General features: G+C 64.3%; 10 protein-coding genes. 7 read left to right on the top strand and 3 right to left on the bottom strand.

Going from position 1 to position 13,192, the window contains the following annotated elements; all coding sequences use genetic code 11:
- Positions 1-85: 85 nt before the first annotated feature.
- The 3 genes from AC0L3C_RS34335 to ugpB all read right to left on the bottom strand — a co-directional run bounded on the left by AC0L3C_RS34335 (position 86) and on the right by ugpB (position 4,613).
- Complete coding sequence (locus AC0L3C_RS34335) at positions 86-1,708, bottom strand: ABC transporter substrate-binding protein (protein WP_473410217.1); 1,623 nt, start codon at positions 1,706-1,708, stop codon at positions 86-88.
- 385 nt (positions 1,709-2,093) lie between these two features.
- Positions 2,094-3,050, bottom strand: coding sequence for an aminoglycoside phosphotransferase family protein (locus tag AC0L3C_RS34330; RefSeq protein WP_473410216.1), 957 nt, complete (start codon positions 3,048-3,050; stop codon positions 2,094-2,096).
- Between the two features lie 222 nt (positions 3,051-3,272).
- Positions 3,273-4,613 (bottom strand): sn-glycerol-3-phosphate ABC transporter substrate-binding protein UgpB, encoded by a 1,341-nt coding sequence (gene ugpB / locus AC0L3C_RS34325; protein WP_473410219.1) that lies wholly within the window; start codon positions 4,611-4,613, stop codon positions 3,273-3,275.
- Positions 4,614-4,804: 191 nt separating this feature from the next.
- Here ugpB and AC0L3C_RS34320 point away from each other — a divergent pair, with 191 nt between their 5' ends.
- The 7 genes from AC0L3C_RS34320 to AC0L3C_RS34290 all read left to right on the top strand — a co-directional run bounded on the left by AC0L3C_RS34320 (position 4,805) and on the right by AC0L3C_RS34290 (position 13,175).
- The gene (locus tag AC0L3C_RS34320) at positions 4,805-5,794 is read left to right on the top strand and encodes a TRAP transporter substrate-binding protein (RefSeq protein ID WP_473410215.1); all 990 of its coding nucleotides are present in this window, start codon (positions 4,805-4,807) and stop codon (positions 5,792-5,794) included.
- Between the two features lie 54 nt (positions 5,795-5,848).
- Positions 5,849-7,879 carry a sensor histidine kinase gene (locus tag AC0L3C_RS34315; protein ID WP_473266923.1) on the top strand — a complete coding sequence of 677 codons (2,031 nt, stop codon included), beginning with the start codon at positions 5,849-5,851 and terminating at the stop codon, positions 7,877-7,879.
- Positions 7,849-9,594 (top strand): ATP-binding response regulator, encoded by a 1,746-nt coding sequence (locus AC0L3C_RS34310; RefSeq protein ID WP_473266908.1) that lies wholly within the window; start codon positions 7,849-7,851, stop codon positions 9,592-9,594. Before AC0L3C_RS34315 ends, AC0L3C_RS34310 begins: the two co-directional genes overlap by 31 nt.
- A gap of 10 nt (positions 9,595-9,604) precedes the next feature.
- The gene (locus AC0L3C_RS34305) at positions 9,605-10,339 is read left to right on the top strand and encodes a response regulator (protein ID WP_007597984.1); all 735 of its coding nucleotides are present in this window, start codon (positions 9,605-9,607) and stop codon (positions 10,337-10,339) included.
- A gap of 422 nt (positions 10,340-10,761) precedes the next feature.
- Positions 10,762-11,373 carry a sigma-70 family RNA polymerase sigma factor gene (locus AC0L3C_RS34300; protein WP_247495466.1) on the top strand — a complete coding sequence of 204 codons (612 nt, stop codon included), beginning with the start codon at positions 10,762-10,764 and terminating at the stop codon, positions 11,371-11,373.
- Between the two features lie 509 nt (positions 11,374-11,882).
- Positions 11,883-12,581 carry a cytochrome c biogenesis CcdA family protein gene (locus AC0L3C_RS34295; RefSeq protein ID WP_473410214.1) on the top strand — a complete coding sequence of 233 codons (699 nt, stop codon included), beginning with the start codon at positions 11,883-11,885 and terminating at the stop codon, positions 12,579-12,581.
- A 30-nt stretch (positions 12,582-12,611) separates the two neighbouring features.
- Positions 12,612-13,175 (top strand): thioredoxin family protein, encoded by a 564-nt coding sequence (locus tag AC0L3C_RS34290; protein ID WP_473410213.1) that lies wholly within the window; start codon positions 12,612-12,614, stop codon positions 13,173-13,175.
- Positions 13,176-13,192: the final 17 nt, after the last annotated feature.

Raw genomic sequence — 13,192 nt, 5'->3', positions numbered from 1 at the left:
CTTCAGGCTCCCTCCCCCACAAGGGGGGAGGGAGCCTGAAGAGCGTGCTCACCTCACTCTGAAGGACAGCGCCCGCCACGCCCCCTTACCCCTTCGCCATCGCACGATAATCCAGCCTGCGGTGGAACCAGTATTGGTAGCCGCTGATGTTCTTCTGCATCGCGACATTGACGAAGGGCTGGTACAGCGGGATGCGCGGGATGTCGCTGTAGGCGAGATCGACGAACCCCTTCACGTCGGTGTCGTAGGTCGCGGTGTCACCGGTGGCGGCAGCATTGCGCGCCCCGTCGATCAGCTTGTCCATCTCCGCCGACTTGTAGCTCATGGTGTTGAAGACGGAATTGTTGCCGTGATAGCACCAGTAGAAGAAGTATTCGGGGTAATCGAGCCAGCCCGAGAATACGTTGGTGAAGAGCGGCATCTCCTTCTTGTTCAATTCGGTGCGCCAGTTGGCGCCGGGCACCTTGTTGATGGTGGTCTTGATGCCGATCTGGGCCAGGCTCTCCTGCACCAGCACGCAGAGCGGCTCATTCACGCCGGCGAAGTTGAGGTCGAACGAGATCGTGGTCTCGAAGCCGTTGGCATAGCCGGCTTCAGCGATCAGCGCCTTCGCCTTGTCCATGTCGGTGTTGTATTTGTGCGGCTGCGGCCAGGCGACTTCGGTCGGCTTGTCCTTGGGCGCGCCGAACATCGGGTTTGCCAGCCCGAACATCACCGCGTCCATGATCTTCTGGTAGGGAATCGCGTAGGCGACCGCCTGACGCACTTTGGGATTGTCGAACGGCGGCTTGGTCACGTTCATGCCGATATACTGGATGCCGTTGGAGAACGGCAGCGACACCACGTTGAGCTTGCCGCTCGCCTTCATCTCCTGGAAATCCTTGAACGGCAGCTCGTAGGAAATGTCGGCGTCGCCGCGCTCCAGCAGCGCGCGGCGATTGCCGGCCTGCGGCACCATGCGCCAGATCACGCGCTTGATCTTCGGCAGCGGGCCGCCGACCCAATCGTCATTGCGCTCCATCACGACTTCGGTGCCGGCTGTCCACTTCGTCACCTTGTAGGCGCCGGAGCCCGCGGTCTGCTGCTTCGTGTACTCGAGACCCCATGGGTCTTTTTCGCTGGCGTTCTTCTTCACCAGCTCGGAATTGACGATGCAGGGCACGATCACCGCGAGATCGGGAATCGTCAGCCTGTCCTTCTTCAGGAAGTCGACACGCACCGTGTAGTCGTCGATCACGACGAACTGCTCGGGTTTCGTGAGCGAGCCCGCGCTCATCTGGAAGGTGGGGAAGCCGCCGACGCTGACGGCGCGGTCGAGCGACCACTTGACGTCCTTGGCGGTCACAGGCGCGCCGTCATGGAATTTGGCATTTTTCTTCAGCTTGAAGGTGACCGACATGTCGTCGATCTTGAAGTCCTCGGCGAGTTCGCCCTTGAACTTGTCGCGATCGTAATAGGGCACGCCGCCGGGGCCGGTCTTCATCTCGTGGCTGATCAGGCGGTCGTAGCAATTCCAGGACACCTCATAGCCGGGCACGTTGGTGCCGACGCCGTGGATGTCGAGATTGTTGGGGCCGCCTTCCGAGACGATCAGCAGCGTCTCCGAGCGCGCATCGGCATAGGCCGAAGAAACCACGGAGGGCATGGCCGGAAGCGCCGCGCCTGCGGCCAATCCGGAAACGGACTTGAGGAAATCGCGGCGCTTCATGAAATGGCTCCAACACAAAGTTTTCTGGTTGGAACTGGATTCGCAAGGTTCGTGCCAAGGCTTAATGAGAATTTAAACCGACATAAGCCCTTGAAATATTTAAGGGAAGCAGCCATTGATCGGGCCATCCGTCAGACGCCAAGTCTTGGGGCATTGCATACAAAGATGCGCATTTGCTCATAAAATAAGCTGAATGGAGTCTCGCTTGTTTGGCAGGCGGCCTATTGGACCACCGTCGTCCTGGCGAAAGCCAGGACCCATTACCCCAAGCAGGAGTTGCGGCGCGAAGCTGGCAACTACGAATCTTCGCAAAACTCCTCCCTGGGGTAATGGGTCCTGGATCTGCGCTTCGCTTGTCCAGGACGACGGTGGGGATCCCCGGCAATCACCCCGGCCAGATCAGCTCCTGGAGTTCGACCAGATCATTCGCCTGGTCCTGCCAGCCGTCGATGCAGATGTGGCTGTTGAGGTCGCTGGCGCGATGCAGCAGCATCAGCGCCATCAGGCGGCGCTTGAGCGCGAAGTCGGGCTTGGTGTAGCCAAAGCCTTCGAGCAGGCCGCGCACCCTCCCCGGCCGGCCCGCTGCCATGAAGGCGCTGGGGCCGAGCAGATCGTAGTCGCGCCATCCCGCCAGCACGTCGCCGAAGTCGAACAGGCCGGCGAGCGACCATTGGCCGTCGTCGCAGGCGAGCAGGAAGTTCTCCGGAATGTATTCGCCGATCAGGATCACCGGCGCATCCATCGGAATGAGCGCGGGCGCATCGCGCAGGAGATCGTCGAGGCCGGCGAGGAATTTTGGCGCAAGGCCGAGACGCGTGTGCCGCGCCTTGCAGCCCTGCATCTGGGCGCGCATGAAGTCTCCCCAGCGCGGCTCGATCTGCGCGAGCGGGCCGAGCGGCGCGCGCTGCACGGATGCAATGGTCTCGCCGATCTGGCGCAGCACGCGTTCCTTCTGCGCTTCAGGTAATTGCGGCCAGACCTCCGAGCCGAGCGTGCCGGCAAGGCGTGTGACGATCAGATAAGGCCAGCCGTCGCGCTCGCCTTCCGCGACAATCTCGGGGATCGGCAGGTCCAGGCGGCCGGCAAGCTGCGTCAGCGAGCCGCGCTCGGAGACGAATTGCGCGCGCAGCAGCGGCGGGAAGATTTTCAGGATCAGGTGATCGCCGAGCCCGACGACGAGATTGGTGCCGGTCGCAAACACGTGCGGCGCGCTGACATCGAGCTCGTGGCTGCTGGCGATGTCGATGGCGATCGGCAGCCATCGCGGTGGGTCGGAGCGAAACGCGCGAAAGTCAGCAGCGTCGGTGAAAGTTGGCAAGATTTGCGATGGAACGCTGGTCATGCGCGCCCGATGAGGCAAGCGGGTTTTGCTTGATTTGATGCGCGCCAAGCAGACGGCGCACCTCTCCCGCTTGCGGGGGAGGTCGGCGCGAAGCGCCGGGTGGGGGTTCTCTCCTCTAGGGGATTGTCCCTTTGCAGAGAGCCCCTCTCCCCAACCCTTTCCCGCAAGCGGGAGAGGGGGCGCACTTCCTTCGCGGTTAAAGAGAGGTCCAATCTGAGAACTCTACCTATCCGGGCTGGCGCGCTCGAACTGGCGCAGGATCTTGTTGCCGCGCTCGACCGCGGCATCGAGCGCGGCTTGCGCGCTCTTGCGGCCGGCAAAGGCCTGCTCCAGCTCGTCCTCGATCGCGCCGCGGATCAGCACGAAGGAGCCGAGCCGGATGCCCTTCGAATTCTCCGTCGGCGGATGCAGCGTGATCTCCTCGAACGAGATCGCCGAGCCCGGATTGCGCTCGTAAAAACCTTGCGCGCGGGTCAGCTCGAAGGCGGCGCGGGTCACAGGCAGATAGCCGGTGTTCTGGTGCCAGGCGGCCTGAACGCCGGGCTGCGACAAATAGGCGAAGAATCGCGCAATCCCCTTGTATTCCTCGCGGGGCCGGTCGCGCAGCACCCACAGCGTGGCGCCGCCGATGATCGAGTTCTGCGGCGCGCCTTTCACGTCGGGCCAATACGGCATCATGCCGTAGCCGATCTCGAACTTCGAATTCGCCTTGATGTCGGCGCGCGTCGCCGAGGAGCCGATGAAGATGCCGCATTCGCCGTTCTGGAAGCGCGGCTCGGCCGACTGGCCGCGGCCGCTATAGTCGAACACCTTGGTCTTCTGCCACTCGCTGAGCTCGGCGACATGGCGCACCAGAGACGGATTGTTGATGGTCAATTCCGCATCGAGCGCGGCGAAGCCGTTGGTCCGCGTCGCCAGCGGCAGATTGTGGAAGGCTGAAAAATTCTCGACATGGATCCAGGACGGCCAGGACGTGGTGAAGCCGCACGCCGCGCCGCGATCGCGCAGGCGCTTTGCCGCAGCGCCGAGCTCCGGCCAGGTCTTCGGCGGCGCGTCCGGATCGAGCCCTGCGTCGCGGAACATGGTCTTGTTGTAATAGAGGATCGGCGTCGACGAATTGAACGGGAACGACAACAGATTGCCGGCCGCATCGGTGTAGTAGCCGGAAACGGCGGGAAGATAGTCATTGAGCGAGAACGGCTCGTTCATGTCCCGCATCAGGCTGAACACGGGATAGATCGCGCCCTTGGCCGCGGTCATGGTGGCGGTGGCGACCTCGTTGACCTGGACGATCGCGGGCTGGCTGCGCGAGCGGAAGGCGAAGATCGCGGCCGTCACCGTCTCGGTGTAACTGCCCTTGTAAGTCGGTACGACGCGATAATCCGTCTGCGAGGCGTTGAAGTCGGAGGCGAGCTTCTCGAGCTGCCGGCCGAGTTCGCCGGACATCGCGTGCCACCAGGCGATGTCGGTCGCGGCACGCACCGGCGCGGCCAATGAGAGGGCCGCAAAGGCGGCGGCGACCTGCAAAAGGCGCGATGCTGAAGTCACGATGGCTCTTTCCATGCCGCACGACGAAAGCGGCTGTCCCTGCTTAAGGCGCGGCATTTGCGGTTTCAACCGGGAATGAGCGCCGGCCGCGCCGCACAATCACCCCGAAGCCCCGGGCGGGATGGCCTTCCCACGACCATCTGCTAGATTGCATTGAACCTTTTCCTCCCGCCATAGACTCCACCACTGAGGGGTTGAGTGTACCAGTGTTGAACCGTGCCGAACGCTCGCGGACCGGGGTGGTTTTCGTCGCGCTTCTGATCGCCATCTGCGCGACGGGAGCCGCTGCGCGGGAATTCCGCGCCGCCGACACCCAGACCGAGGATTATCCGACCGTGCAGGCGCTGCGCTACATGGGCGCCCTGATCGCCGAGCGCAGCGGCGGCCGGCACGAGGTCAAGGTGTTCCACTCTCGCCAGCTCGGCGAGGAGAAGGAGACCATCGAGCAGACCCGGGTCGGCGCGATCGATCTCAACCGGACCAATGTGGCGCTGATCGGCAACTTCGTCCCGGCGATGAACGTGCTGGCGATGCCGTTCCTGTTCCGGTCCATCGAGCACATGCAGAAGGTGCTGGACGGGCCGATCGGCAGCGAGATCCTCGGCAGTTTCGAGCCCTACGGTTTCGTTGGTCTCGCCTTCTACGATTCCGGCGCGCGGTCGATCTACAACGGCGTCCGCCCGGTCAGAAACGTCGCGGACCTCAAGGGATTGCGGATCCGGGTGCAGCAGTCGGAGTTGATGAGCCAGATGATCCGCGCGCTCGGCGCGGAGCCGGTCGAGATGCCCTATGGGCAGGTGCTTGCCGGACTTGCCAACCATTTGATCGACGGCGCCGAGAACAACTGGCCATCCTACGTGACGACGGACCATTACAAGCATGCCGGCTATCTCGCCCTCACCGAGCACACGATGAGCCCCGAAGTGCTGGTGATCTCGCTGAAGGCCTGGAAAAGCCTCTCGGTCGACGACCAGACCATCTTCAGGGAAGCCGCGCAGCGCTCCAGCCACTTCATGCGCGAGAAATGGCGCGACCTCGAGGAGCAGTCGCAGCGCAAGGCGGAAGCAGCGGGCGTCACCATCGTCAGGGATATCGACCGCAAGCCGTTCGAGGATGCGATGGTCGCGATCTACGCCAAGGCCGGGCAAGATCCGGCTGCGGCCGCGCTGATCGAACGCATTCGCAAGGTGGAGTGAGGCCTCTTGCCCGGGCTTGGACACAGCGAGCATGCAGACAGGTCGCCCGGCCCGATGGGGCGGCTACGCGCGCGGCTGGTCGGCGTGCTCCGGGCGGTGCCGATCCGCTGGCGCATCCTGTCGATCGCGGCGCTGAACTCCGCCGTGGTCATCGTGCTGGTCGGGCTGATCTGGAACGGCTCGCAGGTGCTCGGCTCGGCCTGGGACGACGTGCGCCAGGTGCGCGAGTCCGACCGGATTCTGGCGCTGCTCGAAAGTGAGACCGGGCGGCTGCACAATCTGATCCACCGCTACATCAACCAGCCGAGCCCCGACCTGTTCGCCGAGATCCTGCTGCTGCGCGAGGCGGTGCTGGGGACGCTGGCCAACCGTGCCGCCAAGGACCCGATGCTGTCGGGTTCGGTCGAGGAGCTGGAGCGCACCACCGACCGCTTCCTCAACGGCTTCGGCGAGCTGCGCGGCGTGCAGGCCACCATCGCCAAAACCTATGAGGATCAGGTGCAGGGACCGGCCAGGGACATGGCCGGGCTTTACTCGATCATCGAAGGCGCCACCGGCCATCGCGACGCGCTGATCTGGCCTTCGCTGGGCAAGTCGCGCGAGGCCTTCACCGCGATGCTGGTCGCGGCCAATTCCTACTATCTGTCGCTGTCATCGGGTGCGGCCGACGACGCCCGCCGCAACACCGAGACGATCGAGAAGACCATCCCCGTGATGATCGACCTCGCCGACAACGACCTCCAGCGCATGGCGCTGCGACGGCTCGCGGCCCGGACCGCCGCGCTGCGCGAAGGCTTTGCAAAGCTCTCCGAGCAGCTCACGAACCGTACCGAGCTGCTGCGCAACACCATCGACGCCAACCAGGCCGAGGCGATCGGTGCCATCGACGACCTCTCCACCAAGATGCGCCAGCGCGAGCAGAAGGCGCAGGAGACGTTCGACCGCACGCTGGCGGACATCTCCCGTCGCGTTCTTTCCATCGCGGTGATCTTCCTCGGCATCATCCTCACCGCCGGCGTGCTGATCGCACTGTCGATCCGGCTGCCGCTGCAGCAGATCATGGCGGCGATGCGCGCGATCACGCTCGGCGACCTCGGCCGCGAGGTGCAGGGCACGCGCGCGCGCGACGAAGTCGGCGCCATGGCGCGCGCGGTGGAAGTGTTCCGCGAGAACGCGATCGCCAAGCGCCAGACCGAGGACGAGCTGCGCGCGTCCAAGGAGAAGGCCGAGAGCGCGCTGCTCGAGCTCAATGCCGCGCAGCAGAATCTGATCGATGCCGAGAGGCTCGCAGCCCTCGGCGGCCTCGTCGCCGGCGTTGCGCACGAGGTCAACAACCCGATCGGCATCAGCCTCACCGTTGCGTCGAGCTTTGCCCGGCGCACCGAGATTTTCGAGGCCCAGCTCAAGGGCGACGGCGGCCTGCGCCGCTCGCAGCTGGAAGAATTCGTGCAATCCTCGCGCGACGCCTCGCAGCAACTCGTCGCCAACCTCCAGCGCGCCGGCGAACTGATCCAGTCTTTCAAGCAGGTCGCGGTCGACCGCTCCCATGCCGAGCGGCGGCAGTTCTCACTGAGCGAAGCCACCGACCAGATCATCGCGAGCCTGCGCCCGGTGCTGAAGCGCTCGCCGATCACGCTCCATGTCGACATGCCCGAGGGGCTGCTGCTCGACGGCTATCCCGGCTCCTACGGCCAGATCCTGACCAACCTCTTCCTCAATGCCGCCAACCACGCCTTTGCCGATGGTCGCGCCGGCACGATCACGATCTCGGCACGGCCCCGCGGGGCCGACGACGTCGAGATCATCTTCACCGATGACGGGGCCGGCATGACCTCCGACGTGCAGCGCCAGGCCTTTGACCCATTCTTTACCACCAGGCGCAATGAAGGTGGCACGGGACTCGGCCTCCATATCGTCTATAACCTCGTCACCCAGCAGCTCGGCGGGCGCATGATGCTGGAATCCAAGCTGGGACAAGGCACTACATTTCGCATTATCATGCCCCGGGTCGCCAGGGGCGGCGCGCAAAGCACAGAGACTGACGGGACTTCTCAATGGCCGAACAGGACGATGTCCTCCACCTGATCGACGACACCGGTACTGCATCGGAGGATGTTGACGCCCGGAAATGGAAGATCGCCGTCATCGACGACGATCCGGCCGTGCATGACGGCACGCGTTTTGCGCTCTCGGACTATTCGCTCAACGGCCAGGGCCTAGAGATCCTCTCTGCCCATTCCGCGGCGGAAGGTCGCAAGCTGATGGCCGCGCACAACGACATCGCCGCCGTTCTGCTCGACGTCATCATGGAAACGGACGTCGCCGGCCTGGAGCTGGTCGAGTACATCCGCAACGAGCTCAAGAACGAGACCGTCCGCATCATCCTGCGCACCGGACAGCCCGGCCAGGCGCCCGAGCGGCGCGTGATCGTGCAGTACGACATCAACGACTACAAGGCCAAGACCGAGCTCACCGCCGACAAGCTGTTCACCTCGCTGACCGCGGCGCTGCGCTCCTACCAGCAGCTCGAGCGCATGCTGCAGACAAGGCGCGGACTCGAGATCATCATCGACGCGGCTTCCACGCTGTACGACTTCAAGTCGATGCAGCGGCTCGCCGAGGGCGTGCTGACCCAGCTCGCCTCGCTGCTCAACGTCGATTGCGCCGGCATCCTGGTCTTGCGCGACAATGGCGGCATCGACCCCGAACTTTCGGTGCTCGCCGGCAGCGGCTGCTACAGCCGCTTCATCGGCACGACCTCGTCGAAGGCGCTCGATCCCGATCTGCGCGCGATGGTGGAAGCCGCTTTCCAGGGCCGCAAGAACGAGTTCGCCGACCACCGCAGCGTGATCTATTTGCGCACCGGAAGCGGCCGCGAGGTCGTGGTGCTGCTGCAGGCCGAGCGCGAGCTGTCGGAAACCGACCGCTCGCTGGTCGAGATCTTCTCCAGCCGGCTCTCGATCGCCTTCGACAACGTCATCCTCTACCAGCAGCTCCAGGCCGCCAACACCCAGCTGGAAGACCGTGTCGCCCAGCGCACCCGCGCGCTGATGCAGGCCAACCGCCGGCTCTCGGCGCAATGGCTGCGGCTGCAGCGCGCCAACGGCTTCAAGAACGAAATCCTCGGCACCGTTGCGCACGATCTGAAGAACCCGCTCGGCGTCATCCTCGGCCGCACCGAGATGCTGAAGGAGCTGATCTCGACCGGCGCGTCGTCAGGCGGCGTGGTCGCCCAGGTCGATCACATCCGCGATGCGACCAAGCGCCTGACCACGATGGTCGACCATCTGATCTCGGACGCGATGGCCGACGCCTTCGACATCACCATCCGCCGCGAGCCCGTCGACGTCGCGGCCCTGGTCAAGGAGGTTGCAGAGGCCAACCAGCCGCTCGCCGTCAACAAGCAGCAGGCGATCAGCGTCACCGCGCCCGTCAACATCGTCACCATGTGCGACACCGACCGCATCCGCGAGGCGATCGACAATCTAATCAGCAACGCCATCAAATACTCGCCGATCGGCGGCAAGATCGGTGTCATCGTCAGCCATGAGGGCGGCGACACCATCATCCGCGTCAGCGACGAGGGCGCCGGCCTCTCGCCGGAGGATCTCGGCCGCCTGTTCGGGCGGTTCCAGCGGCTGTCGGCAAAACCGACCGCCGGCGAGAGCTCGACCGGGCTTGGGTTATCCATCGTCAAGCGTATCATCGACATGCACGGCGGCGAGGTGACCGCCGAGAGCGAGGGCCCCGGCAAGGGCTCGACCTTCACCATCACCCTCCCCGCGACCGAAATCCCGTGATCTCAGGACCATGACCCAAAGCCAGCACATCATGATCGTCGACGACGAGGCCCCGGCCCGGGAGATGGTCGGCGATTACCTCAAGATGCACGGCTTCACCGTGACGCTGTGCGACGGCGGCAAGTCCTTGCGCACGGCGATCGACGGCAGCATGCCCGACCTCGTCGTGCTCGACCTCAACATGCCGGAGGAAGACGGGCTCTCGATCATCCGCGACCTGAAGAGCCGCATCAACGTGCCGGTGATCATGCTGACGGCGACGGCGAGCCCGATCGACCGCGTCGTCGGCCTCGAGCTCGGCGCCGACGATTACGTGGCCAAGCCGTGCGAGCTGCGTGAGCTGATGGCGCGCATCCGCTCGGTGCTGCGCCGGAGCGCGCCGGCGAAAGCCGTGGCGGAAACGGCGGCTGCGAAATCGGACAAGGAGCAATTGGTACGGTTCGGGACAAAGTGGCTCGATCTCGAAGCGCAGGCCCTGCGCGACGACGAGGGGAACGAGCACCCGCTGACCGCATCCGAGTTCGGGCTCTTGAAAGTGTTCGCGGCCAATCCGAAGCGCGTGCTGTCGCGCGAGCGCCTGCTGGAATTGGCCAATGCGCGCGACGCCGAAGCCTTCGACCGCGCCGTCGATCTGCGCATCATGCGCATCCGCCGCAAGATCGAGCCCGATCCGGCAAAGCCGGCCGTGATCCGCACCATCCGCGGCGGCGGCTATCTGTTCTCGCCGGCGGGCGAGAAGGCGTAGGGGCCCCATTGTCGTCCTGGCGAAAGCCAGGACCCATTACCCCAAGCAGAAGTTGCTGCGCGAGGCTGGTTCCTCGTGTCTTCGCCGAACCCACTCCGTGTTTATGGGTCCCGGCCCCCCCGTGCGCAATTGCGCACTAGGCCAAGACGACAGCTGGGATTGAGGCGACATCGAACGCAAACCCCGGAAATATGTTCCCGGCGCCTCCGCTCGTCGCCTAATCCCCATCCCCGTATTTTCCGTACATTGAAATTCCACGCTTTTTTGCCTCGAATTTTTCGTCGCGGCTAATCCGACGAAACAATTTGATGGCGCACGAAACCATTTTCTCCTTTTCGTGCAGACGTCCCGAAACGTTGGCTCATTAACACTTTGGTCCAAGGAAACGCCGCTCGGTTGCGGCGCTACGGGGAGCCAAGTCAATGCCGAACGTCATCGCCATCAACGCCCAAGCCAGCCAGAGCATCATTGCCGCTCAGGCGACCTCGGACGACATGCTTCTCGAAAGCATTGCCGACGGCAACCGGACGTCCATGCACATCCTTTATTGCCGGCACAATGTGCGCGTGTACCGCTTCATCCTGCGGATCGTGCGCGACGCTACCACGGCGGAAGACCTCGTCAGCCAGGTGTTTCTGGACGTGTGGCGGACCGCCGGCCAATTCCAGGGCCGCTCGCAGGTTTCGACCTGGCTGCTCTCGATTGCCCGCTTCAAGGCGCTGACCGCGATGCGCCAGCGCCGTTTCGAGGACATCGACCAGGAAGACGTGCGCCAGATCGCCGATGGCTGCGACACGCCGGAGACCTCGCTCGACCGCAGCGACACCAGCGCGATCCTGCGCGCCTGCGTTCAGAAGCTGTCACCCGCGCATCGCGAAATCATCAACCTCGTCTACTACCATGAGAAGTCGGTGGAGGAGGTCGGTCAGATCATCGGCATCCCGCAGAGCACGGTGAAGACCCGGATGTTCTATGCCCGCAAGCAACTCGCCGAATTGCTTAAGGGCGCCGGCGTCGAGCGCTTCGCCGCCTGAAGCTTAGACATTTCAAAGGGATAGGACGCAAGCTTTGGCCCTATCCCGGACACGGAAGTGTTACCGCCGACGAAACAATTGAAACAAAGCACAACATCAGGCGGAAAAACTTCCCTTCTATAAAGCTCACATACGGTTTCGTTAAACCTCCCAAGACCTCCAGCGACCCGGACGGGATGCCCCCCTCCGGGTCGTTTTGTATTTGGGGGTGGGCTGCGGCGCTGCGCTCGAGTGAGGCGGACACGTCTCTCTCGTTCCCTCCCCCCTTGTGGGGGAGGGCAGGGAGAGGGGGCCACACGGGGACCGTCTCGACTTGCAGGCGCGGCATGATGCCAGACGGGTAGACCATCTCCTGGGCTACCCCCCTCCCCTAACCCTCCCCCACAAGGGGGGAGGGAACGCACCATCGTTTCGGCCCGCAGCCGCGCCCGTCACGAACGTGTGACGCGGCGTAACGTCCGACACATCTATCCCGAACAGCCCTCGTGACCCCCTTCACGAGTGCCTCGATGCTCGAACTGCTCTTCGCCGTCCTCGCCGGCATCCTCACCATCGCTGCGCCGTGCACGCTGCCGATGCTGCCGATCCTGCTCGGCGCCTCGATCGGCCGCAGCTCGCATCTGCGCCCCGCGATGATCGCGCTCGGCTTCGTCATCTCGTTCTCCGCGACCGCGCTGTTGCTCGGCGCCATCACGCGGCTGTTCGATTTCGATCCGAACGTGCTGCGCGAGGCGGCGTCGATCCTTCTGCTCGGCTTCGGCCTGTTGATGCTGTGGCCGGCGCCGTTCGAATGGCTGTCGATCCGGCTCAACGGCTGGCTCGATCTCGGCAATTCCCGCGCGACGCAGCGCGAGGGCGCGCTCGGCGGACTCGTGCTCGGCACCACGCTCGGCCTGGTCTGGACGCCCTGCGCCGGCCCGGTGCTCGGCTCGATCCTGACACTGGTCGCCACGACGAAGAATTTTGGCTGGGCCGGCACGCTGCTGGTCGCCTACGCGATCGGCGCGGCTATCCCCATGCTGGCGATCGCCTATGGCGGGCAGGCCGCGACCACGCGGGTGCGCAGTCTCGCGCGCATCTCGCCGCGCCTTCAGCAAGGCTTTGGCGTCGTCGTGATCGGCTTCGCGCTCGCCGCCTATTTTCAATACGACACGCTGATCGTGGCGTGGCTCACCGGCTTCTATCCCACCGGCCAGATCGGCCTGTGATCATCGCGCATCTCAACCGAGGACTCGTCCATGACTTTCAAACTGCTCGCCGTCTCCGCCGCTCTGATCGGCATCGCCGTAACAGGCGCCGTCATCCCCGGCATCTGCGACGAGGCTGCGCGCGCTGTCCCTGTCGTCACCGCTGCCGCAAGCCAGCAGACTGCGCCCGACTTCGCCGGCATCAACAACTGGTTCAACTCGAAGCCGCTCAGCCTCGCCGACCTCCGCGGCAAGGTCGTGCTGGTGGACTTCTGGACCTATGGCTGCGTCAACTGCGTCAACACGCTGCCGCACGTCACCGAGCTCTACGCCAAGTACAAGGACCGGGGTCTCGTCGTGGTGGGCGTGCACACGCCGGAATTCCCGTTCGAGCGCTCGGCCTCCAATGTCCAGGCGGCGCTAAAGAGGCACGGCATCACCTATCCGGTGGCGCAGGACAATGATTCCAGGACCTGGAACGCCTACAGCAACCAGTATTGGCCGGCGCAATACATCATCGACCAGAACGGCAAGATCGTGTTCCAGCACGCGGGCGAAGGCCGCTATGACGAGATCGACCGCACCGTGGCAAAGCTGCTGAACGCCAATAGCTAACACCCGGCGCGGGTCTC

This window comes from Bradyrhizobium sp. WSM4872, assembly GCF_055811715.1.
Note: the sequence above shows the minus strand (reverse complement) of the source record. Positions and strands in the feature narration are given on the sequence as shown.